The sequence below is a fragment of the Novosphingobium sp. PhB165 genome (genome assembly GCF_004341845.1).
Taxonomy (GTDB): domain Bacteria; phylum Pseudomonadota; class Alphaproteobacteria; order Sphingomonadales; family Sphingomonadaceae; genus Novosphingobium.
This window is the reverse complement of sequence record NZ_SLVB01000002.1, coordinates 208328-232260: the sequence shown is the minus strand read 5'-3', so window position 1 is coordinate 232260 and position 23933 is coordinate 208328. Positions and strand designations below refer to the sequence as shown.

Genomic DNA, 23933 nt, shown 5'->3' with positions numbered 1-23933 from the left:
CGGACGCGGATGGGATAGGGGAAACGCTGGCCTTGCGCGGGAGGAAACCCTTGCCTTGCCGATCCGCCGTGGCTGTGGGCATGCGGTCATGGCGGCGTTGCACCCGAAAGCCGGACCGCTATGAGACCGTCATGGGGGCAGGCGGCCTGCATCGGCCGATCGCTTCCGCCCATGGGCCATGGGCGCTATTCGAGGATCTGATGAGCGACCTGTTCGATACCGCGACACCCCTGGGCAAGGCGCCGCTGGCGGCGCTGCTGCGCCCTGCGACGCTGGACGACGTGATCGGTCAGGCGGCTCTGGTCGGCCCGGGTTCGATCCTGCGGCGGCGCATTGCGGCGCGGGCGTTGGGCAGCGTGATCCTCTACGGCCCGCCGGGCATCGGCAAGACCTCCATCGCACGCGCGGTCGGCGCCATGCTCGGCAAGGAGTTCCGCCCGCTCAATGCGACGCGCGCGGGCGTCTCGGACTTGCGCCGGATCGCCGACGAGGCGCGGATCCGGCCGGTCCTGATCTTCGTGGACGAAGTGCAGCGCTTTTCGGCCACGCAGGCGGACGATCTGCTGGCGCTCTGCGAGGACGGCGTGGCCGATTTCATCGGCGCGACCACCGGCAATCCCTATCACGTGCTGCCTCCGGCGCTGGTCTCCCGTTCGACGATCCTCAAGCTCGAACCGCTGACCATCGAGGAAATGGAGCAGGTGATCCAGCGCGGGATCGCGCATTTCGCGGCGCAAGGCGTGCATGTGGAACTGACGGCCGCGCAGTTGCGCATGATTGCCGGTCGCTCCGGCGGTGATGCCCGCCGCGCGTTGACGACGCTCGAAAGCCTCGCCGTGGGTCACGAGACCGATGGCAAAGTGACGATCACTGACGAGATGCTGGCGGAAGCCTATGCCTCCGCCCCGGTCAATCACGACCGCTCGGGAGACGCGCATTACGATGTGGTTTCGGCCTTCATCAAGTCGATGCGCGGGTCGGACCCGGATGCCACGCTCTATTGGCTGGCGCGCCTGATCCATGGCGGCGAGGATCCGCGCTACATTGCCCGGCGGATCATGATCCACGCCTCGGAAGATATCGGCCTGGCTGACAATACCGCATTGCAGACGGCAGTCGCCGCCGCGCAGGCGGTCGAGAAAATCGGCTATCCGGAAGCGCAGATCGTGCTTGCCCACGCCGCGCTGCACATCGCCCGCGCGCCCAAGTCCGGTTCTGCGTGCAGCGGCATCTCCCAGGCGTTGCACTTCGTTGCCTCGCATCCGCCTGCCAGCGTGCCGCTCCACTTGCGCGATGCCCACTACAAGGGCGCTGCGGCACTTGGCCATGTCGGATACCGTTTCCCGCACGACGATCCGCGCGGCTGGGTCGAACAAGAATATGTGCCGGGCTTGAAGAAAGGCGCGTTCTACCAGAGCGACGCCCGCAGCGCCCCAACCTTCGAACGCCGGGCCGACGAGTATTGGGAACGCACGACCGGCCAGCCCCAGCCGCGCCGGATGCCCAAGCCGGACGGCGCGGCCGATTGACCCTGCAGGCAACCATCGTTTCCCGGTTGCCCCCGTCGATTGTTAGCGCTATCTTTCTTCCCATAAGCTCACACGACCGGGAGATAGATGTGTCGAGGCGAATTTACGCTGCCCTTGCAGCAACGGCTTTCTGCGGCCTGATGGCCGCTGGCAACAGCAACGTGGCTTCCGCCGAAGCCACTGCCCAGTCTTCGACGCAGGCCCCTGCCCCTAACGCCGCTGCGGCCAAGAAGTACCTTTCGCAGCCGCTGGTCACCGAAATGTACACCGCCGACCCCTCGGCCCACGTGTGGAACGGCAAGTTCTACATCTATCCCAGCCACGACATCGACGGCCCGACGCCCGAGGACGACCTTGGCAGCCACTTCGAGATGCGCGACTACCACGTGCTTTCGATGGACAATGTCGGCGGCAAGGTCACTGTTGGTCCCGTCGCGCTCGACGTGAAGCAAGTGCCCTGGGCCGACAAGCAGATGTGGGCACCGGATGCGGCCTACAAGAACGGCACCTACTACCTCTACTTCCCCGCCAAGGACAAGCAGGGCGCATTCCGCATTGGCGTTGCCACCTCGAAGGACCCGATGGGCCCGTTCAAGCCGCAGGCCGCGCCGATCAAGGGCAGCTACTCGATCGACCCGGCCGTCTTCACCGATGACGACGGGCAGAGCTATATGTACTTCGGCGGCATCTGGGGCGGCCAGCTCCAGCGCAACACCACCGGCAAGTACGATCCCAACGGCTCGAAGACCGACCTTCAGGCCGACGACAAGCCCGCCCTGCTCCCGCGCGTCGCGCGCATGAGCGGCAACATGCTCGAATTCGCCGAGGCCCCGCGCGAGATCAAGATCGTCGACGAAAAGGGCAACCTGTTGCTCGGCGGCGACCATGACCGCCGCTTCTTCGAAGCCTCGTGGATGCACAAGTACAAGGGCAAGTACTACTTCAGCTACTCGACCGGCGACACGCATTACCTGGTCTATGCCATCGGCGATTCTCCCTACGGTCCGTTCACTTACAAGGGCCGTATCCTTCAGCCGGTGGATGGCTGGACCACGCATCAGTCGATCGTCGAGAAGGACGGCCGCTGGTGGCTGTTCTATGCCGACACGCAGCTCTCCGGCCAGACGCGCCTGCGCAACGTGAAGGTTACCGAACTCCACTACAACGAAGACGGCACGATCCAGACGATCGATCCGTTCGTTCGCTAAGCGCAAATCGGGGACCGGGGGATGGCAAGACGATCCGCACGCCTGCTGATGGCGGCACTGCTCGCCGCCATCCCCCTTCCCGCGCTGGCGGACGCAGCGCCGCAGATCGCGCTGACATTCGACGATATTCCGGCGCACAGCCTCCTGCCTCCGGGCGAGACCCGGGTTGCGGTGATCGACAGGATCATTGCCGAGTTGAAAGCTGCCAGGGCGCCTGCGTTCGGCTTTGCCAACGCGGGCAAGGGCGAGCCGGGCGAACTCGATGCCGTGCTCGCCCGCTGGAGCGAGGCGGGGCTGCCTTTCGGCAATCACGGCTATAACCACCTCAATCTCGATGCTGTAGGCGAGCCGACGTTCGTCGCCGAGATCGACCGCAACGACGCCGAACTCGCGCCGCGCGGCATGAAGCGCTGGTTCCGCTATCCGTTCCTTGCCGAGGGCAAGAACCCAGCGGTCCGCGACGCCGTGCGCAAGGCACTGGCCGATCGGCACTACCATATCGCCGGCGTGAGCCTCTCCTTCGACGACTGGGCGTGGAACGAGCCCTATTCCCGCTGCGCTACGCAGGGGAACCAGAGCGCCATCGCCGATCTCGAAACCCGCTACCTCGATGCCGCGCGCGCCGACGCCGAAGCCGCGCGCGCCGCCTCGAAAGCGCGGTTCGGACGTGATGTGCCCTATGTGCTGCTGCTCCACATCGGTGCGTTCGATGCGCGGATGCTGCCGCGATTGCTCGATCTCTATCGCGGCATGGGGTTCCAGTTCATCACGCTGGAACAGGCGCAGCGCGACAAGTTCTACGCCGCCACCGATCCGCGTGAGCCGGGCCCGACCCCGGCTCTGCTGCGGACCACACCGCTGCCGCCGAAACCGGGCGCCGAGGTCTGTTCACGCTGAACGTGGTCCCGGGTCGGTTCCGGCCGGAATCGACCCGGGCGAACGCACACCCGCCCCCTATCGCAGCAATTCCAGCGGCACCGCCTCACCCATGGCCTTGTATCCGGCCGGATTGGGATGGATCGCATCGCCGCTGTCGTAGGCCGGGTTGAGGTGATCCGGGCGCGCCGGGTCGCGCATGACTTTGTCGAAGTCGATCACCGCATCAAAATGGCCGGGCGTGCGGATCCAGGAATTCACCGCCTGTCGGTCCGCCTCGTTCGCGGCAATGGGGTGGTAGAACTCCATGCCCATGAACGGCAGCAGCGTCCCGCCGTAGACCTTGATGCCATGCGCATGCGCACGCGCGACGATCTGGGCGTAAGCGCCGGTGATCTGCTCGACCATGGCGGCGTGCTGCTCGGCCGTAGCCGGGTGCTCGCGCGTCAGATTGCCAAGGTCGTTGATCCCTTCCAGCACGATCAGGTGGGATACGCCGGGCAGCGCCAGAACATCGCGGTCAAGCCGGGCCATGGCGTTCGGGCCAAGGCCGTCCAGCAGCACGCGGTTGCCGCCGATGCCCTGATTGATGACCGAGCGCTTGCCGCCAAGGCGGCGGGCGAGCACGTCTGTCCAGCGGTCGTTACCGTTGGTGGTGGTGCCGCGACCATCCGTGATGGAATCGCCCAGCGCCACAACGGCGCCGGTGCCGCAAGCGTGGGCCTCGATGCCGGAGAGCAGGAACCAGTGCTCCATGGTCTTGGCCGTGGGCAGATCGGCCTCACGCACATGGTCACCGGGGATCCAGTAAGAGGTAGTGCGCGCGCCGGGGTGCGAGGTCTGGCGCTGCGGCACCGCCTCCACGTGGAGCGAGATGGCCAGATCCTCGAACGCCTTTACCGGCAGGTCCACCGGGTCGGAGAGCCAGTCGCTGCCCGGCGGGATCACCACGCGGGTCTTGCCGGAAAAGCGCAGCGGCGTGAGCGAGGCGGTGTCGATCCCGGGCTTGCCCACATGCGGCGCCCGCGCCAGCGTGGCCGCCTCGATCACCAGCGGCGTATCGCCGAAAGCATTGGAAAGCCGCACGCGCAGCCCGCTGCCGCCGATGGAGGTGCGCACGATCTGGCGCAGCGTCACGTCGCTGCGGGCCTCGGCGGGCAGAGCATTGTCTCCGTCCGGCTGCATTTGGGACGATCCCCACGCCGGGATCCAGGGGCAGGAAGCCGCCAGTGCGGGCGCGGAAATTCCGGCGCCCAGCAGGGCGACGGGCAGAGCGGCGGTCAGGGCAAGATAACGGACTTTCGGCAGCATCGCGTGAACCCTTGAAAAGAAAAAAGCCGGCGCCCTAGGTACGGGGCGCCGGCTCGAAGTTTACAGGGAGGAGGAGGGGTTCCCTGGAAAGAACGATCAGAAGTTGGCGCGCAGACCCAGCAGGACCTGACGGCCCGGATAATAGACCGAGTACGCCGCGTTGTCGTACTGGAAGGTCGTGCGGATCGGCGCGTTGTTGATGTTCAGCACGTCCAGCGTCAGACGCAGACGGTTGTCGAGGAACGGCAGCTGGTAACCGGCCGAAAGGTCAAGCTGGCCGCGGGCATCCGAACGCAGCGCGGCGCCCTGGATGTTGTTCTGCGGTCCGTTCAGCGCGATCGACGCGTCGTTCCAGACGTAGTTCAGGCTGACCGAGACGCCGTGCCCTTCGTAGAAGCCCTGAAGGTTGTACGAGTAGGGCGAGACGCCGGTGGCGACGAGGCCCGAGGACGACGACTGCTTCAGGTACGTGCCGTTGGCCGAGAAGCCAAGGCCCTGAACCAGGAAGTCGAGCGGCTGGACCCAGGTGACTTCGATGCCCTTGATGCGCAGGTCGGACAGGTTGATCGGACGGTTCACCGTGATCGGCAGATCGTTGATCGCCACGCCGGATGCGGCAGCGCGGTTGCGCAACGCGTCCTGCTGGGTAGCGATCAGGCTGTCGAACGGAATGTTCAGCGAACCGAAGCTGGCGCTGGTCACCTGCGTGCTGGTGAAGCCCTGGATGTTCTTCAGGAACGCCGAGACGCCGACATAACCGATGCCGCCGGTGTAGAATTCACCGCCGATGTCATAGTTGTCCGAGGTGTAGGGCGTCAGATCCGGGTTACCCGCAGTCGCCACCAGCGCCGACGGGTCGGAGAAGGTGATGCCCGGCAGGATCAGGCCCGCATCCGGACGGGTCATAGTGCGCGAAGCCGAAGCGCGCAGCTTGACGTTGTCCATCACGTCGTAGGTCAGGTTGATCGACGGCAGGAAGTTGTCGTAGTTCGCCCGCGAGGTGATATCGATGATGCTCGTGCCCACCTGGCTCGGGCCGGTGACGACCTGATTGGTGTGGGCATAGCGCATGCCGGAATTCATGTGCAGGTCGCGGCCGAAGATCTGGGTCACGCCGTTCAGTTCGAAGTAGGCACCCCAGACGGTCTCGTCCATGTCGCCGGTGGCGCCGCCGGTCACCGCACCGCTCGCCTGCGGCGCGCTGTCACGGTAGCTGGCGTAGTCGGTGGCCTGCCTCAGTGCATCGAAGTCCGGAACGACGAAGGCGTTGTAGCCGACGCTGCCGCTGGCGAGATGGCCGAAGTTGTTGACCGGGAACTGCTTCAGGTACTGCGAGATCGCCGAGGTCGGCACCGAACCGGTGGCGCCGGTGCAGCCGACGCCGCAGACCGAAAGCTGGTATGCCGGGCTATTGTCGTAAGCGCGGATCGAGCGCTCGGCGCGGTCATAGGCGCCGCCGAACTTCACGTTGAAGTCGCTGTCGCCGATGGTGGTGTCGAGGTGCGCGCCCTTGGTGTCGGTGCTGCGACGAACCAGAGCCACGTTCTGGCGGTACCACTGCCAGCCGAGGTTCGGATCGTTCAGGTTGGCGTTCGACGTGATGATCGGCTGGTTGGAACCGCCGGTGTTGTCGTAATAGACGTCCACGCCCGAATTCGGAGCGGTCTGGAAGGCCCAGGTCGGCTGTTCGCGGAAGAACGAGCTCTTTGACCAGTTGGCATTCGCCTCAACCTTGATGTTGGAGGCCGGCTGCCAGGTCACGCTGGGGTTGATGTTCCAGAACTTGGTCGTCTGCTTGAACTGGCTCGCCTCCAGGAAGAACGACGAGTTCGCGAACGTACCGCTGGTGACGACGTTGTTGTCATCCACGGTAAGGTCGATCGGAACCATGCCGCCGGTGGCCTGCGCGCCGGTGCCCGGGCCCGAGTTACGGACCTGCCAGTTCATGTTGACCTTGTCGTAATTACGCTCGGACTTGGCCCACATGGCGTCGAGAGCGAAGTGCAGCTCGTCGCTGGGGCGCCATTCCATCGACGCCAGTGCCGAAATGCGCGAGCGCGTGCCGGTGGTCAGGCTGTTGCGGCCGAGGCGCGGCAGCAGCGCGGTGCTGAGCTGGTCGCGGGTAAGGCCCGAGGTGGCGACGGGGTCCACCGGCTGCCCGGCGACAAGGCCGTGACCGGCATTGGCCGGAACGGTCGAAGCCCAGTTCCAGTTGTTGTTGCCAGCATCGGTGCAGCCCGTACCGCAAGGCAGGTTGCCGTCGCCCCAGCCCACGGATTCGAAGGCGTCGACGCGGGTCTTGGTCTTCACGCCGGCCACGCCGACGAGAATGCCGAAGGTGTCGCTGGTGTGGCTGGCGACGATGGCGCCACGCGGGCCGAACTTGTCGTTGCTGTCGGTATACTGGCCCTGCGCCACAACGGTAACGTGGTCGCCCGGCTTGTCGAACGGACGGGCGTTGTGAAGGTTGACGGTACCGGCAATGCCGCCTTCGAGCGTCGAGGGCGTCGGGCTCTTGGCCAGATCGAGGCGCGTGAAGAGTTCCGAGGGGAAGAAGTCGAGATCGACTTCGCGGTTGGCGCTGCCGCCGTTGGTGCCGCCGTCCGAAGCGACCTGAAGCTGCGAACCGTTGAGCAGAACGCGGGTGAAGCTGGGGCCGAGGCCGCGAATGGCAACCTGCGTGCCTTCGCCGTTGATGTCGCGGTTGAGGCGCACGCCGGGCATGCGGTTCAGCGTTTCGGCAAGGTTGGTGGCGGGCAGCTTGCCGATGTCTTCGGCGAAGATGGAGTCACCGAAGGCCACGGCATCGCGCTTGGCATTGGTCGCGCTCTGGAGCGAGGCGCGAATACCGGTGACGACGATATCTCCGCCCGACGGTTCAGCATTGGCATCCTGCGGGGCCTGGGCGGCATCGGCAGCCGGTGCGGCGTCCTGTGCATGGACGGCAGGCGCGACAAAACCCTGGAGCGCCGCGGCACTCAGAAGAACGGCACGAACGGAAATACGGCTGGAACGCATTAAAAATACTCTCCCATGTAGGACATGTCCGCTTCCAAGCGGATCACGGGTCGCGCCACCGCTGGTAGCGCTATCATTAACCCCTACATATGGAGAGCACCGACCCGCGTCAATACCAATGTTAGCGGTATCTCTATTTGTAGGAGTAGAGCTTTACCCGCTGAATCTGCCACTTTCCGGCGTCCAGCCGGATATGACGGCCCTGATGGGTCTGGTCGCCATTGAGCAGTCGGCCGGGTATCCACGTGCCGGTCGAATCGAATTCGCCCTCGAATGCCGAATCGATTCCCGCCAGCGCGGCGGCGTCCGATTTGGGCTTGAAGGTCACCGTGATGCCCTGCCCGGCGATCAGATATTCCTCGGGGCCGATCTGGATGATCATTCCGCCCGCCGCAGCGATCGCGGCAGTCGTGCCCGGCACCGAGGCGTCGGCGCCGGGGTTCGCCACCGGCTTCTGGATATCCGCGTAGGCAATCGTGAAGCGGTAGGGGCCAACGTCGCGGGTTTCCGGCTCGTAGACCAGCGTCTCGTCATAGAGCTGGCGGGGCTTGAAGCCGACCATGCGATCGGTGCCCTGCGCATCGAGGATATAGGGCTTCAACTGCTGAAGCACGCCATAGGCATCCTTGAGCGCGCCCGGATTCTCGTCGACCGAGTCGATGGAGAAGGGACCGAAGCCGATCGCGTCGAGCTGGCCGATGGCATAGAACGCGTTCGCCGGCGTCACCGGGTTGTTGGAATTGTGTGCCTCGGGAATGAACAGCACGTTGTCCGGCCGCTTGTAGCCGTTCACGATCTCCACGAAGTTCGGGAAGTAGATGTCCGGCGACAGGAAATCGAGATGGGCGCCGCCCGCCTTCCACACGTCGAGCAGGTGCGGCAGAGGGCCGCCGCTCGGGTATTCGCCGGGGATGCGGCCGGGGCGATTGAGCGCCACGTTGACGTACATCGGGATCGGATAGGCCGCCTTGCCCGCCGCCGCGAGCTGGTCGGCGAAGCGGGCATAGTGCCACGCGGTGAACACTTCGGCCGAGGCATCGCCGCCGCCGAACAGGTCTTCCCACGATCCGCTGGTGCGGGCGCCGTGCTCCAGCCACATCCGGCGCATGCCGGGGACGAGGCTGTCCTTGTGAGCGACAAGGTAGTTCACCAGTTCGGCCGGAACCGGCTCGCGGTAGGCGGCATTGGCGGCGGCGCTGTAGTCGCGCGCGACCGGCAGCATGCCGATCTCGTTCTCCACCTGCACCATGACCACGGTGTTCTGCGTGGAATCGACCGCCTTCAGGTGCGCCATCAGTGCGGCATAGGCGCGCTCATCGGCCTTGAGCGTCTCTCCGCCGAACGTGGAGAGAATTTCCACGCTCTGCCCGTTGGGCAGCGCCGCACGCGGGAAGCGCTGCTGGTCGCGCTTCACCCAGGCCGGAACGTACGTGGACATGGAATTCTTCCACGCGCCGAACCACAGGATCACCAGCTTGAGATCGTTCGCCCGCGCCGCCTTGATCTGCGAATCCACCGAAGACCAATCGAACGTGCCCTCGGTCGGCTCGATCAGTTCCCACGACACCGGCGTCAGCACGGTGTTGAGGTTCATGGCCTTCAGCCGCTTCCAGTGCGGCGCCATGTAAGTCGCGCTGGAAGCGGCCGAATTGCTGAGTTCGCCCGCGATCATCAGCATCGGCTTGCCGTTCACGATCAGCTGCTTGGTATCGCCCTTGGCTTCAAGGCGAGGCGCATCGGCGCGCGCGGGAACGGCCAGGCTCACGCTTGCGCAGAGAGCCGTGACCGCCATGAAGGCAGCGCGGAAGGTCATTTTACTTCTCTCCGAGGAACTGGATAATGGCGGCGCGGGCGCCGGATTGTTCGAGACTGTCCAGATGCGCGGCCACGGCAGCCAGCGCTTCCTCGTCCGGTACGAAGCCGAGCACGCCCAGCGCGGCCACGACGCGTTCGCGCGGGGTTTCGGCAGAGGCCAGCGCGGCGCCCAGAGCGGCGGCTGCGGGATCGTCGATAGCGAAGCTCTCACCCGCGTCGGTCGTGCCCGCCTGCCAGCGCACCCATGCCGCAATGCCGAGCGCGATGGCAGCGAAGGAACCGCCCTGCCCGCGCACGGCGGTCAGTGGCGCAAGCAGACGCTGCGGCAGCTTCTGCGATCCATCCATGGCGATCTGCCGGGTACGGTGCTGAAGCGCGCTGTTGGCGAAGCGCGCCATCAACTGCTTGCGATAGGCCGCCACATCGAGCCCGGCAGGCGGATCGAGCGTGGGCACGACTTCGTCCCACAGCCGCTCGACGAACAGCAGCCCCTGCGCGGTGCTGACGAAATCATGCACGAACGCATCGCCCGCAAGACCGCCGAGATAGGCGATGGCCGAGTGCGCGCCGTTGAGCAGGCGCAGCTTGGCTTCCTCCCACGGGGCGACGGCGTCGGTCAGCTGGACGCCGAATGCCGCGAAGTCCGGGCGCTCGCCAGCGAAGGCGTCCTCGATCACCCATTGCAGGAAGGGTTCGGCCTTGACCATCGCGCGATCCTCGGCGCCGATTAGAGCGGCGAGACCGGCAATGTCCTCGTCCGTCGTCGCAGGAACGATGCGGTCAACCATGGTGGCCGGGAACGAGCAGGTCTCCGCGATCCACGCAGCCAGCGCCGGGTCGTGCGCTTCGGCCATGGCGAGCACGGCGCCCTTCAGCAGCGCGCCGTTGTGGGGCAGGTTGTCGCAGGAAAGGATCGAGAGCGGCGCCAGCCCCTGCGCACGCCGACGCGCCAGCGCGGCGACGAGGAAGCCCGCTGCCGTACGCGGGCGCTCCAGTCCGGCGAGATCGGCCGCCACGTCCGCATCCTCGGCCATGAGCTTGCCGGTCTTGCGGTCGAGGCAATAGCCTTTCTCGGTGATCGTCAGCGTGACGAGGTGCGTATCCGGCGAGGCCAGTGCGGCGATCACCGCCTCCGGATCCTCAGGCGCGACCAGCACGCGCTGCACCACGCCCATGATCTGCGGCGTCTGCACCTCGCCTTCGCGCACGAGCAGCGTGTAGAGCCCGTCCTGCGGCGCCATCTGCTCCCGCACCGAGGCCGAGCGCAGCGAAACGCCGATCACGCCCCAGCGCAAATCGCCCGAGGCCAGCGCGGCCTCGAACACGGCGGCCTGATGCGCGCGGTGGAAGGCGCCGATGCCGAGGTGGACGACGCCCGCCTTGACCGCCGCGCGGTCATAGGCAGGGCGGGCGACCGAGGCCGGAACCGCGGCGAGAGTCTCGTTCGAAAGCCTCACAGTTTGTACGCCGCCTTGACCAGATCATAGGCGAGCGCGCGCGCCACTTCGTGCGCCTCGTTCTCGGGCAGGCGATGTTCGGCCACGAGCTGCGCCAGCCATGCGCAGTCCATGCGCCGTGCCACATCGTGCCGGGCCGGGATCGAGAGGAAGGCGCGGGTGTCGTCGTTGAAGCCGACAGTGTTGTAGAACCCGCCCGTTTCGGTCGCGCGCTCGCGGAAGCGGCGCATGCCCTCGGGAGAATCGTGGAACCACCACGGCGGCCCGAGGCGCAGTGAGGGATAGTGTCCGGCCAGCGGTGCCAGTTCGCGCGAATAGACGTCCTCGTCCAGCGTGAAGAGGATCAGCGTCAGGCGCGGGTCGTTGCCGTAGCGGTCGAGCAGCGGCTTCAGGGCCTCCACGAATTCGCCCGGCATGGGAATGTCGCCGCCCTTGTCGCGCCCGAAGCGGTCGAGCACGGCCTTGTTGTGGCTGCGGTGGACCGCAGGGTGGAGCTGCATGACCATGCCGTCTTCCACGCTCATCCCGGCCATTTCGGTCAGGAGCTGGGCGCGGAAAAGTTCGGCGTCTTCCTTGCTCGCACCCGCCAGCACGCGCTGGTAGAGCGCCTCGCAGTCCTCCGGCGAAAGGTCGGCGGTCAGCGCGCTGGGATGACCGTGGTCGGTCGAGGTCGCGCCCGCATCGCGGAAGCGCGCGCGGTGAAAGCGGTGCGCGCCAAGGTAGCCCGCGTAAGTCGAGACATCCTCGCCTGCCATTTCGCCGAACTTCGCGACCTTTTCGGCAAAGCCCGGCGTTTCGGGATCGACGACCGGATCGGGGCGATAGGCGGTGACGACACGGCCGTTCCAGCCGCTTTCGCGGATCGCGCGATGATGGGCCAGCGGATCGAGCGGCCCCTCGGTGGTGGCGATCAGTTCGATATTGAACCGCTCGAACAGCGCGCGCGGGCGGAACGCCTCGGTCTTCAGCGCCGCGTCGATCACCTCGTAGTAGTGGTCGGCGGTCGTCTCATCGAGCAGCACGTCGAGGCCGAAGACTTCGGCGAAGACCCAGTCCAGCCACATGCGCGAGGGGGTGCCCCGGAACAGGTGGTAGTTCTTCGCGAAAATGTTCCAGATCTTGCGCGGGTCCTGCTCCACCGGGCTGCCATCGACGCTCGGCACGCCGAGCGATTCCAGCGCCACGCCCTGCGAATAGAGCATGCGGAACACGTAGTGATCCGGCACGATCAGCAGCGAGGCGGGATCGCTGAAAGCCTCGTCATAAGCGAACCACGCCGGATCCGTATGGCCGTGCGGGCTGACGATCGGCAGGTCCTTCACGCCCTCGTAGAGCGCGCGCGCGATGGCCCGGGTGCCGGGATCGGCAGGGAACAGGCGGTCGGGATGGAGAACGAGGGGACTGGTCATGCGGAAACTCTCTCACCGTCGGGATCGGCGACTTGATAGCGGGGAAGGATCAGGTGAATGACGCCAAGGGCCACGAGATAGGCGCAAGAGGCGACCACGAAGATCGGCTCGTAGCTGCCCACCCGCTCCAGGATGGTTCCGGCGAACTTGGCCATCAGCATGCCGCCCAGCGCGCCGGCAAGCCCGCCGAGGCCGACGACCGAACCGGTCATCCAACGCGGCATCGTATCGCCCGGAAGCGCGTAGAGATTGGCAGAGAAGCCCTGATGCCCGGCGCAGGCAAGGCCGATCAGCGCCACGGCGGTCCACAGGCTCTGCGCACCCGGCGCCAGCGCAATCGGCACGGCGCAGAGCGCGGCCAGGAACATCGCTGTCTTGCGCGAACGGTTGACGCTCCAGCCCCGGCCGATGAAGCGCGAGGATGTCCAGCCGCCCAGCACCGAGCCGATATCGGCCAGCAGGTAGACGGCGATCAGCGGCGGTCCGAAGTCCAGCATCTTCACGCCGAACTGCTTGTTGAAGAAGTCCGGCAACCAGAACAGGAAGGTCCACCAGACCGGGTCGATCAGGAAGCGGCCCAGCATATAGGCCCAGGTCTGGCGATAGCCGAACAGCGCGCGCCACTTGACCGGGCGGACGGGCTCGACCGGATCGGCCTCGATCCACGCCAGTTCCTCGGCGCTCAGCGACTTCTTGTCGCGCGGACGGCGGTAGAAGCCGAGCCATGCGACCAGCCACACCACGGTTAGCAGGCCGGTGAGGATGAAGGCCCAGCGCCAGCCGAGCGTCATCGCGATGATCGGCACCACCAGCGGCGTCAGGATCGCGCCGACGTTGGAGCCCGCGTTGAAGATGCCGATGGCCAGCGCGCGCTCGCGCTTGGGGAACCATTCGTTGGTGGCGGCGATGGCGGCGGGGAAGGTCCCCGCCTCGCCAATGGCCAGCGGGATGCGGGCGATCAGCATGCCGCTGGTGGAGGTGAACAGCGCATGCGCCATGTGCCCCACCGTCCACAGCGTCACCGCAAGCGCATAGCCCGCGCGTGCGCCGATCCGGTCGATCAGGCGGCCGAACACGACATAGGCAATGCCGTAGCCCGCCTGGAACCAGATCGCGAGGTCGGCATAGCCGCTCTCGCTCCAGCCGTAGCGGGCTTGCAGTTCGGGCTTGAGCGTCGGCAGGACCAGCCTGTCGACATAGCTCAGGACGACCGCCGCGAAGAGCAGCGCGCAGACGATCCAGCGGATCCGGCCCGCAGGTTTGCGCGGGCCGGTTTCGGTTTCGACTACTTTCAGCGTGGCGCCGTGCACAGTGCTCACCAGTTGTACATCGTGCCGTCTTCGAGGCGGTTCACCGGCAGGAAGGCGCGGGTATATTCATAGCCTGCGGCCAGTTCCTCGTCGATGTCCACGCCCAGACCCGGCGCTTCGCCCGGGTGCATCATGCCGTCCTCGAAAGTGTAGGCATGGGGGAAGACCGCATCGGTCTCGGGCGTGTGGCGCATGTATTCCTGCACGCCGAAGTTCGGCACCGAAAGGTCGAAGTGCAGCGCGGCGGCCATGCAGACCGGCGAAAGGTCGGTGGCGCCGTGGCAGCCGGTGCGGATCTGGTAGAGATCGGCCAGCGCGGCGATCCGGCGCAGATGGGTGATGCCACCCGCGTGGACGACCGTGGCGCGGATATAGTCGATCAGCTGGTTCTGGATCAGGTCCTTGCAGTCCCAGATCGAGTTGAAGATCTCGCCCACGGCCAGAGGCGCGGTGGTGTGCTGGCGGATCAGGCGGAAGGCCTCCTGATTTTCGGCAGGGGTCGCGTCTTCCAGCCAGAACGGGCGGTAAGGCTCCAGGTCCTTGCCGAGGCGGCCGGCCTCGATGGGGGTCAGGCGGTGGTGGATGTCATGCAGCAGGTGCACGTCCCAGCCCAGCGCCTCGCGCGCGGCCTTGAACAGTTCGGGCACCACGCGCAGATACTTCGCGGTGTTCCAGACGTTCTCGGTCGGCAGATCGGCATCGGCCGGCTCGTAGAAGTACTTGTCCTTCGAGACGCCGTAGGTCGAGGCCATGCCCGGCACGCCGCACTGGAGGCGGATCGCCTTGTAGCCCTGCTTCTGGTATTCGAGCGCGACCTCGATCGTGTCTTCGATGCTGGTGCCGTTGGCGTGGCCGTAGACCATCACGCCCTCGCGGCTGGCGCCGCCGAGCAGCTGGTAGACCGGCAGGCCCGCAATCTTGCCCTTGATATCCCACAGCGCCATGTCGACGGCGGCAATGGCGGTCATCGTCACCGGGCCGCGGCGCCAGTAGGCACCCTTGTAGAGATACTGCCACACGTCCTCGATGCGGTGCGCGTCGCGGCCGATCAGGCAGGGGATCACGTGGTCGGTCAGGTAGCTGGCAACCGAAAGCTCGCGGCCGTTGAGAGTCGCGTCACCGACGCCGGTGGTGCCGTCGTCACAGGTGATCTTGAGCGTGACGAAGTTCCGCCCCGGGCAGGTGATGATGACTTTGGCGTCGACGATCTTGGGCATTAGGGGAATCCTCAGGCGATTTCGAGGGTTGTGGTCTTATGATCGACGCTGCTGGCGCCGACCATGATATCGAACAGGCCGGGTTCGACGACTTCTACCATATCCTCGTTCCAGAGGCTGAAATCGTCGGGGCCGAGAGTGAACTCGATCTTGCGCGTCTCGCCGGGCTTCAGGGTGACGCGCTTGAAGCCGCGCAGTTCCATGACCGGACGCGTGACGCTGGCGGCCTGATCGTGGACGTAGAGCTGCACCACCTCGTCGCCCTCGCGCTGGCCGCTGTTGGTCACGTCCACCGAGACGGTGACATTGCCGGAAACGCCGATGCGCGGGGCCGAAAGGCTGGGCGCGCCCACGGTGAACGTGGTGTAGCTGAGCCCGAAGCCGAAGGGATAGAGCGGCGCCGTCTCGGTGAAGAGATAGCCGCGCTTGGCCGAAGGCTTGTGGTTGTAGAAGAAGGGCACCTGCCCGACGTCCTTGACCACGGTGACCGGCAGCTTGGCGCCCGGATTGACGTCTCCGAACAGCGCCTCTGCCATGGCGGTGCCGCCTTCCTGACCGAGATACCAGCATTCGAGAATCGCGTCGGCCTGCGCGGCAACTGTGGGCCACGAGGGCGGACGGCCGTTGAGCGCAACCACGATCACCGGCTTGCCAGTAGCCTTGAGGGCGAGGAACAGTTCGTTTTGCTCGCCCAGCAGGTCAAGGTCGGTGCGGTCGCCAAGATGGGTGCGGGCATAGCCTTCGCGGCTGGTCTGCTCGGTATCGCCGATGGCAAGCACCACCACGTCGCAGCCCTTGGCCATGTCCACGGCCTCGGCAATCAGCGCGCGGTTCTTGGCGGGATCGGCCAGCAGCACTTCGTTGGCGGAGCGGTCCTCGCTGCGGGTGATGAACACGCCTTGCGCGAAGACGACTTCGGCCTTGCCCGCTACGCGCGCGGTGATGCCTTGCACCAGATTGACCGTGGTGCGCGGCTCCGACGAATAGCCGCCGAGGCGGGTGACATTGGCGTTCGGGCCGATCACCGCGATGCGCTTCTGAGCCCCTGCCGTCAGCGGCAGGACGCCGCTATTCTTGAGCAGGCAGATCGACTTGCGCGCCGCCTCCAGCGCCAGCGCGCGGGCTTCGGCATTGGCGGTGAGCTTGGCCGAGACCTTCGGATCGATCGGCGCTTCCTCGAACATGCCGCCTCGGAACTTGAGCGTCAGCATGTGGCGGCAGGCGGAATCGACGGCGGCCAGCGGCACCAGACCCTTGCGGACCTGATCGGCCAGCGTGCGATAGGCATCGCCGTCCGGCAGATCGCAATCGACGCCCGCGTGCAGCGCGAGGCGGGCGGCGCCTTCCAGATCGCTGGCGAGGTGGTGGAACGTCGCCAGTTCCGGGATCGCGGCATAGTCGCTGACAATGGCGCCATCGAAATGCCATTCGCCGCGCAGCACGTCCTGAAGCAGCCAGTGGTTGGCGTGGCTGGGGATGCCGTCGATCTCGTTGTAGGAGGGCATGACCGCGCCGATGCCGGTGCGGCGCACCACTTCGCGGAACGGCGGGAAGAAGGAATCGCGCAGTTCGCGCTTGCCGAGCGGGGCCGGAGCGACGTTGTTGCCCGCTTCCGGCTGGCCGTGGCCGGTCATGTGCTTGAGCGTGGCGAAGACTTTGCCCGGAGCCAGTTCCTTGCCCGGCCCCTGAAGACCCAACACGGCGGCAACGCCCATTTCGCCGCAGAGATAGGGGTCTTCGCCGAAGGTCTCCTCGATGCGGCCCCAGCGCGGATCGCGGGCGATATCGACCACCGGCGAGAGCGCCAGCGTAGAGCCGTGCGCACGCACCTCGCGGCCGATCACCGACTGCACGCGCTCGACAAGGTCGGTGTCGAAGCTGCCGGCCATGGCGATGGCCTGCGGGAAACTGGTCGCCTCCGGTGCCATGTAGCCGTGCAGCGATTCCTCGTGGAAGAGGATCGGAATGCCGAGGCGGGTCTGCTCGCGCGCCCACTTCTGCGCGGCGTTGACGAAAGCGATGGTATCGGCGGGCTTGCGCCAGCGGCCGGTGACTTCGGTGCCGGTGTTATTGGCGGTCGCCGCGCCGCCCCGGTCGGACGGGCGAGCGATCTGGCCGATGCCGTCGGGATGGTTCTTGCTGGCGCGGACGGGATCGAAAGCGCGCGAATCGTCCATCACCTCGCGCTTGCGGGTAGACAGCGTAATGAGCTGGGCGACTTTCTCGTCCAGCGTCATGCGGGCCATCAGGTCCTTCACGCGCAAGTCGATGGGAACCTTGGGGTCCTTGTAGAGCGGCGTCGCGGCGCGCGCGGCCACCGGCATGAACGCCAGCAGCGAGGCCCCCGCGCTCCAGCGCAGCAGTTCGCGGCGGGCGATCATGCGGGCGTAACCATGGCGACACGGCACGAGGCCGCAAGCATCAGACAAACCGGAAAAATCATCGTCCTACCTGCATCCCCCAGCCGCTTGCGGCCATTTCCCAATTAGGCGGCAAACTATGTTGCCTGCCCCGACTTTTATGTGGTAGCGCTATCATGCGCGACAACGAACAAGCTTGTCAATGGCGACGCCGCGTGAATTGAAATTCGATAATCTGGGACATTGGGCAGGATGATGAAGAAGCGGCTTCTGACGATTGGCGTGTGCATGATCGCACTCGGGGCCGCAAGTGCGCCGGCACTGGCAAATGACGGCTACGATCTCTGGCTTACTCCCGCTGTCGCTGGCACCGCTGCGCCGGATATCCGCGTGATCGGCCAATCCGAGACACTGACTCTTGCCGCCGGTGAACTGCGCCGCGACCTTGCCGCATCGCCGCTGCCCGTGGTCCTCGCCCGCGCCGACGACCCGGCGCTGGCCGCCCTGCGCCTGTCTACCGCCACGCTGGGCGAGGAAGGCTACATCGTGCGCACCGCCACGATCGACGGCCGCCCTTCGCTGCTCGTCACCGGCAAGACCGACCGCGCGGTGCTCTACGGCGCCTTCGCGCTGATCCGCGCCCAGAAGACCGGCGTGGACCTTGCCGCGATCAACCTCACTTCCGCGCCGAAGATCGGCCTGCGCGTGCTCAACCATTGGGACAATCTCGATGGCTCGGTGGAACGCGGCTACGCGGGCCAGTCGCTGTGGGACTGGTGGACGCTGCCTGACTTCAAGGACCCGCGCTATACCGACTATGCCCGCGCCAACGCCGCGCTGGGCATCAACGGCATTGTCATCAACAACGTCAACGCCAAGCCCGAGAGCCTGACCGCGCCCTATATCGCCAAGGCCGCCGCGCTGGCCGACGTGTTCCGGCCGTGGGGCATCAAAGTCTATCTCTCGGCCCGCTTCTCCGCGCCGATCGAGCTGGGGCACCTCAAGACCGCCGATCCGCTCGATCCCGAAGTGCAGGCATGGTGGAAGGCCAAGGCCGACGAGATCTACCGCGCGATCCCCGATTTCGGCGGCTTCCTGGTCAAGGCCAACAGCGAAGGCCAGCCCGGCCCGCGCGACTATCACCGCAGCCACGCGGACGGCGCGAATATGCTGGCCGCTGCCGTCGCCCCGCATGGCGGCATCGTGATGTGGCGCGCCTTCGTCTATGCCGAAACCGACCCGGATGACCGCGCCAAGCAGGCCTATACCGAGTTCCACCCGCTCGACGGCAAGTTCGCGGACAATGTGCTGGTGCAAGTGAAGAACGGCGCCATCGACTTCCAGCCGCGCGAACCGTTCCACCCGCTGTTCGGCGCCATGCCGAAGACGCCGATGATGCTGGAACTCCAGATCACCAAGGAATACCTCGGCTTCGCCACCCACCTCGCCTACCTCGGCCCGCTGTTCGAGGAAGTGCTGAAGGCGGACACCCGCGCCAAGGGCACGGGATCGACCGTGGCCAAAGTGGTGGACGGCTCGCTCTACGGCCACAAGCTCAGCGGGATTGCCGGCGTTGCCAATGTCGGGCGTGATCGCGACTGGTCGGGCTCCACGTTCAACCAGGCCAACTGGTACGCCTTCGGCCGCCTCGCCTGGGATCCGACGCTCTCTTCCGAGGCGGTGGCCCGCGAATGGGCGCAGCAGACTTTCGGCAACGATCCGCGCGTGATCGATACCGTCGTGCGCATGATGATGCAGTCACGCGAGGCGGTGGTCGATTACACCGGCCCGCTGGGCCTTGCGCATCTGATGGGTACCGGTCACCACTACGGCCCCGGCCCGTGGATCAGCGACCTTGCCCGGCCCGAATGGAACCCGGTCTATTACCACAAGGCCGACAAGGCCGGCGTCGGCTTCGATCGCACGAAGACCGGCAGCAATGCCGTTGCCCAGTACGAACCGCCGGTCGCCAAGCTGCTGGCCGATCCGCGCACGACGCCGGAAAGCGAACTTTTGTGGTTCCACCACCTGCCGTGGGACTGGAAGATGAAGTCCGGCCGCACGCTGTGGGAAGAGATGGTCGCGCACTATGATCGCGGCGTCGCCACGGTGGCGCAGATGCAGGCCGAATGGCAGGGCGTGAAGGGCAGCGTAGACCCCGAACGCTGGCAGAAAACCGCCACTTACCTCGAAATCCAGCACCGCGAGGCCAAGTGGTGGCGCGATGCCAGCCTTGCCTACTGGATGTCGGTCAACGGCCTTCCGCTGCCCGCCGGGGCCGCCGCGCCGGAGCACGATCTGGCCTGGTACAAGGCGCAGGACTTTCCCATGGCCCCCGGACACCCTCACTGATCGCAGTTCGATGGTTGCGCTAACGTCCCAAATTGTGGAGTTAGCGGACTGGCCCCGGCGTTCCACCCGGAACCCGGGGCACCGCCAGGGAACCAGATGACCACAAATACCAGAGGCCCGCGCAAGCAGCGCTCCAGCGCCAAGATCGACGATGTCGCACGCCTTGCCGGCGTTTCCCCGATGACGGTCAGCCGGGTCATCAACAAGGGCGCCAATGTCCGCGAGGAAACTCGCCTCAAGGTGGAAGCCGCCATCGCGGAGCTTAACTACGCCCCCAGCACCGCCGCGCGCGTGCTGGCGGGGGGCGAGGATCTGCGGATCGGCCTGCTCCACTCGAACCCGAGCTTTGCGTACCTGAGCGAATTCCTGGTCGGCGCGCTGGACGAAACCAGCGCCGCCAATGCGCAGTTGCTGGTGGAGCCCTGCAACGAGGAAGGGCGTGAGGCCAAGGCCGTCGAGCAATTGCTCCGCACCCGAATCGACGGCGTGATCCTGCCCCCACCGCTAAGCGATTCGCCTGCCGTGCTGGAAGCGCTGAAGAACGCGGACGTGCCGGTAGTGGCGGTCGCCACCGGCCGCGCGCCGGAATGGGCGCTCTCGGTCAGCATCGACGACCGCGAGGCGGCGTTCACGATGACGCATCACCTCGCCACGCTGGGCCATCGCCGGATCGGCTTCATCACCGGACACCCCAACCAGACCGCCAGCGCGGAGCGCCTTGACGGCTATCGCGAGGCGCTGGCCGCGCTCTACATGCCGTTCGATCCGGCACTGGTGGCGCAGGGCTACTTCACTTATCGCTCCGGGCTGGAAGCGGCGGCGCAGTTGCTGGACCTTCCCGAGGCACCGACCGCGATCTTCGCCTCCAACGACGACATGGCCGCGGCCACGATCACCATGGCGCTCCGCCGCGGGATCGAAGTGCCGCGCCAACTGACCGTCTGCGGCTTCGACGATACGGCACTGGCCGTCTCGGTCTGGCCCGAGCTGACGACGATCCGTCAGCCCACCACCGAAATGGCGCGTAAGGCCGTGCAATTGCTGATCTCGGAAATCCGCGCGCGCAACGCCGGGAAATCGCAAATCGGCCATCCGCATACGGTGGCCGAATTCAAGCTGATCCGCCGGGATTCGGACGCCAGCCCGGTAGCCTGAACGCACGAAAACGCCCCCTAGCGACGGATAGTCGCAAGGGGGCGTTTTCCATCTTCACTTCGTCATTGCGGGGAAGGTTACGCAGGCGGAACGTCGCCCAACCGGAAGCCGCCGATGGTGACGCCCTCCACGGTGAACCCGCCGATCAGCTGTTTGCGAGGTGAACCGGCAAGCCCGCAACGCCCGGATCGAATGCAAAGACGTTGCCCGCCAGCGGCTGGGCTTCCAGCTCCGCCGCCGACAGACCCTTGCGCGCCGTGGTGGCATAGGCCGTGCGCAGATCGGGGCCGCCGAACGCGATCTTGGTCACGTTGGCGACCGGGAAGCGCACCGTGGCTATCAGCTTGCCCGACGGATCGTAACGCCTGACGCCCCAGCCGCCGAACAGGCCGGTCCAGAAGCAGCCCTCGGCATCGATCACCGAGCCGTCGGGCCAGCCCGCGCCGTCTTCGATCGTGACGAAGTGCTCGGGCGTGCCGAGCGTGCCGTCCTCGCGCACCGGCACGCGCCAGATCGTCTTGCCCAGCGTATCGGTGTGCCACAGCGTCCGGCCATCGGCGCTGATCGCGGGGCCGTTGGTGATGACCACCTTGGGCAGGCCGGAATCGGTGCAGTGCCCCTTGTCCAGCCGGTAGAGCGCGCCCGAAGCCTCGGTTTCCGCGTCATCCATCGAACCCAGCCAGATGCGTCCGGCGGGATCGGTGGCGGCATCGTTGAGCCGGTTGTGCGGGCGCGTGGGTTCGGGATTGTGGAGCAGCGCGAACTGGCCCGTTTCCGGATTGAAACGGTGCAGCCCGGTCTTGATCCCGGTAATCATGTCCCCGCGCGCGGCGGGCAGCACCCAACCGATCTGGTCAGGCGCTTGCCACGTATCGAGCGCGCCGGTGGCCGGGTCATGCCGGTAGAGCCGGTGCGCCTTGATGTCGACAAACCACAGGCGGTCGCCGGCCCAGACCGGCCCCTCGCCCAGCGTGGCGCCGACCGAAAGGACGGATTCGGGCGTCATCTCAGCGCCACCCGGCGTCGATGAAGTAATCGTGGCCGGTGCACATGGCGCCGTCGTCCGAGGCCAGGAACATCGCCAGCGCCGCAACGTCGGCGGGCTGGATGCGGGCCTTGAGGCACTGCGCGGCCATGATCTCGGCCTCGCCCTCGGGCGTGTACCACTGCTTCTGGCGCGGGGTTTCGACATTGCCCGGAACGATCGTGTTGACGCGGATGTTGTCCGCACCCAGATCGCGCGCCATCGCGCGGGTCATGCCTTCCACGGCCGCCTTGGCGGTCTGGTAGAGCACGAGGTCGGGCAGGCCCAGGTGCCAGCTGATCGAACCGAAGTTCAGGATCACGCCGTGGCCCTGCGCCTTCATCGCGGGAACCACCGCCTGCGCGGCGAAGAACTGGTGGCGCAAGTTGGTGGCCATGCGCTCGTCCCAATAGGCGGGCGTCACGTCCTCGATGGTGTGACGGTCATCGCGCGCGGCATTGTTGACCAGCACATCGACGCCGCCGATCGCCTCGGCCAGTTCGGCAAGCACGGCAGCGGTGGCGTCAAGGTCGCGCAAATCGCAGGCGCGGAAATGCGCGCCCGGCAGCGATGCGGCCAGCGTCTCACCGGCAGGCGCGTCGATGTCGAGGAAACCGACATGGGCGCCCTGCCCGGCAAAGGCCTCGACCAGGCCCGCGCCGATACCGGTGGCGCCACCGGTAATCAGGACGCGCTTGCCCTTGAGGCTGGGATAGATGGCGGAATGGTTCGTCATGGATGTGATCTTCATGATGCCTTGAGCAGACCGCGCGACAGCAGGTTGGCGTAGAGCGCGGAGATTCCGGAGCGCCAGGGCGCGGCATCGCGCGACGTGACGACACGGTTGCGCAGCTGGCCGAGCTTGTCGCTCTCGATGGTGACGGTATCGCCCACCTTGTGGGTGAAGCCGCGGCCTTCCTCGTCGCGGTCCTGAACGGGCGCGAAGAGAGTGCCGAGGAACAGCACGAAGCCGTCGGGATACTGGTGCTCGCTGAGCGTCTGGCGCACGAGATCGAGCGGATCGCGGCTGATTTCGGCCATGTTGCTGGTGCCGTTCAGCACGAAGCCGTCTTCTTCGCCGGTGATCGAAAGGCGCACTTCGGCGGCGCGCACATCGTCGATGGTGAAGCTCTCGTCGAAGATGCGGACGAGCGGGCCGAGCGAGCAGGAGGCGTTGTTGTCCTTGGCCTTGCCCAGCAGCAGGGCCGAGCGGCCTTCGAAGTCACGCAAGTTGACGTCGTTGCCGAGCGTGGCGCCCACGGCCTTGCCGTCGCTGCCGACCAGCAGGGCGATTTCGGGCTCGGGATTGTTCCAGCTCGAATCCGAGCGCACGCCGATCTCGGCGCCCGCGCCCATGGTGGAAAGCACGGGCGACTTGGTGAAGACTTCCGCGTCGGGGCCGATGGCGACTTCGAGGTACTGCGACCACAGGCCGTCCTCGATCAGCGCGGCCTTGAGCTGCGCGGCGCTTTCCGAGCCGGGCACGACCGAGCGGATCTGGCCGCCGATGCGCGCTTCCAGACGCTCGCGAATGGCGGCGGCGGCGCTCCAGTCACCCCGGGCGCGCTCTTCGATCACGCGCTCGATGGCGGAGGTCGCGAAAGTAACGCCGCAGGCCTTGACGCACTGAAGGTCCACCGGGCTGAGGAGATTGACCTGTTCGGCGTCGAAAGCGCCCAGTCGCGCACCGCCCTGGCCGGAGAAATCGCCCGCTTCCACCAGTGCCGAAACAGTGGGCACCACAGCGGACATGTCGATCAACTCGCCGCGAACGACAAGAATCGGGCTTGGCCCTTCGCCGAAATCGGCGCGACCCAGGAAAGTGCCGGAAATCCAGTCAGCAGGCATCAACGACATGCAGTATCGGGATTCGTCACGAATTCCCCCTCCCA

Annotated in this window: 16 protein-coding genes; 5 read left to right on the top strand and 11 right to left on the bottom strand. The window is 66.2% G+C overall.

The annotated features are described in order from the left end of the window. Positions 1–68: 68 nt before the first annotated feature. From EDF56_RS06665 to EDF56_RS06655, 3 genes are all read left to right on the top strand, one after another. Positions 69–1529: a replication-associated recombination protein A gene (locus tag EDF56_RS06665; RefSeq protein WP_207904644.1), complete on the top strand. Its 1461-nt coding sequence runs from the start codon at positions 69–71 to the stop codon at positions 1527–1529. Positions 1530–1669: 140 nt separating this feature from the next. Then, the gene (locus tag EDF56_RS06660) at positions 1670–2737 is read left to right on the top strand and encodes a glycoside hydrolase family 43 protein (RefSeq protein WP_132386328.1); all 1068 of its coding nucleotides are present in this window, start codon (positions 1670–1672) and stop codon (positions 2735–2737) included. A gap of 21 nt (positions 2738–2758) precedes the next feature. Further along, a complete protein-coding gene (locus EDF56_RS06655; RefSeq protein ID WP_243652432.1) occupies positions 2759–3634 on the top strand; it encodes a polysaccharide deacetylase family protein in 876 nt (291 codons plus the stop codon). Positions 3635–3691: 57 nt separating this feature from the next. Here EDF56_RS06655 and EDF56_RS06650 read toward each other — a convergent pair whose 3' ends face one another. From EDF56_RS06650 to EDF56_RS06615, 8 genes are all read right to left on the bottom strand, one after another. Then, entirely contained in the window at positions 3692–4924 is a 1233-nt protein-coding gene (locus EDF56_RS06650; RefSeq protein WP_132385969.1) for an SGNH/GDSL hydrolase family protein, read from the bottom strand. 96 nt (positions 4925–5020) lie between these two features. Further along, a complete protein-coding gene (locus EDF56_RS06645) occupies positions 5021–7942 on the bottom strand; it encodes a TonB-dependent receptor (protein ID WP_132385968.1) in 2922 nt (973 codons plus the stop codon). Between the two features lie 133 nt (positions 7943–8075). Next, positions 8076–9755, bottom strand: a complete 1680-nt coding sequence (locus EDF56_RS06640; RefSeq protein WP_132385967.1) for a DUF5597 domain-containing protein — start codon at positions 9753–9755, stop codon at positions 8076–8078. 1 nt (position 9756) lies between these two features. Further along, on the bottom strand, positions 9757–11214 hold the full coding sequence (locus EDF56_RS06635; RefSeq protein ID WP_132385966.1) for a mannitol dehydrogenase family protein: 1458 nt from the start codon (positions 11212–11214) through the stop codon (positions 9757–9759). Continuing rightward, entirely contained in the window at positions 11211–12623 is a 1413-nt protein-coding gene (uxaC, locus tag EDF56_RS06630; RefSeq protein WP_132385965.1) for a glucuronate isomerase, read from the bottom strand. The genes EDF56_RS06635 and uxaC overlap by 4 nt, the downstream gene beginning before the upstream one ends. Next, positions 12620–13933: an MFS transporter gene (locus EDF56_RS06625; protein ID WP_243652485.1), complete on the bottom strand. Its 1314-nt coding sequence runs from the start codon at positions 13931–13933 to the stop codon at positions 12620–12622. The genes uxaC and EDF56_RS06625 overlap by 4 nt, the downstream gene beginning before the upstream one ends. 5 nt (positions 13934–13938) lie before the next feature. Beyond that, positions 13939–15150 (bottom strand): D-mannonate dehydratase ManD, encoded by a 1212-nt coding sequence (gene manD, locus EDF56_RS06620; RefSeq protein WP_132385964.1) that lies wholly within the window; start codon positions 15148–15150, stop codon positions 13939–13941. Positions 15151–15161: 11 nt separating this feature from the next. After that, entirely contained in the window at positions 15162–17531 is a 2370-nt protein-coding gene (locus EDF56_RS06615; RefSeq protein WP_132385963.1) for a glycoside hydrolase family 3 N-terminal domain-containing protein, read from the bottom strand. Positions 17532–17765: 234 nt separating this feature from the next. Between EDF56_RS06615 and EDF56_RS06610 the strand changes: the two genes are divergently transcribed. Continuing rightward, positions 17766–19862 carry an alpha-glucuronidase family glycosyl hydrolase gene (locus EDF56_RS06610; RefSeq protein WP_132385962.1) on the top strand — a complete coding sequence of 699 codons (2097 nt, stop codon included), beginning with the start codon at positions 17766–17768 and terminating at the stop codon, positions 19860–19862. A gap of 96 nt (positions 19863–19958) precedes the next feature. Continuing rightward, positions 19959–21017, top strand: a complete 1059-nt coding sequence (locus tag EDF56_RS06605; protein WP_132385961.1) for a LacI family DNA-binding transcriptional regulator — start codon at positions 19959–19961, stop codon at positions 21015–21017. Positions 21018–21162: 145 nt separating this feature from the next. On the opposite strand, the gene EDF56_RS06600 is transcribed toward EDF56_RS06605, so the two are convergent. The 3 genes from EDF56_RS06600 to EDF56_RS06590 are packed head-to-tail and all read right to left on the bottom strand — an operon-like array spanning position 21163 to position 23898. Next, the gene (locus EDF56_RS06600) at positions 21163–22023 is read right to left on the bottom strand and encodes an SMP-30/gluconolactonase/LRE family protein (RefSeq protein ID WP_132385960.1); all 861 of its coding nucleotides are present in this window, start codon (positions 22021–22023) and stop codon (positions 21163–21165) included. A 1-nt stretch (position 22024) separates the two neighbouring features. After that, positions 22025–22777 (bottom strand): SDR family oxidoreductase, encoded by a 753-nt coding sequence (locus tag EDF56_RS06595; protein WP_132385959.1) that lies wholly within the window; start codon positions 22775–22777, stop codon positions 22025–22027. Between the two features lie 11 nt (positions 22778–22788). Further along, positions 22789–23898 (bottom strand): fumarylacetoacetate hydrolase family protein, encoded by a 1110-nt coding sequence (locus tag EDF56_RS06590; RefSeq protein WP_132385958.1) that lies wholly within the window; start codon positions 23896–23898, stop codon positions 22789–22791. Positions 23899–23933 lie beyond the last annotated feature (35 nt).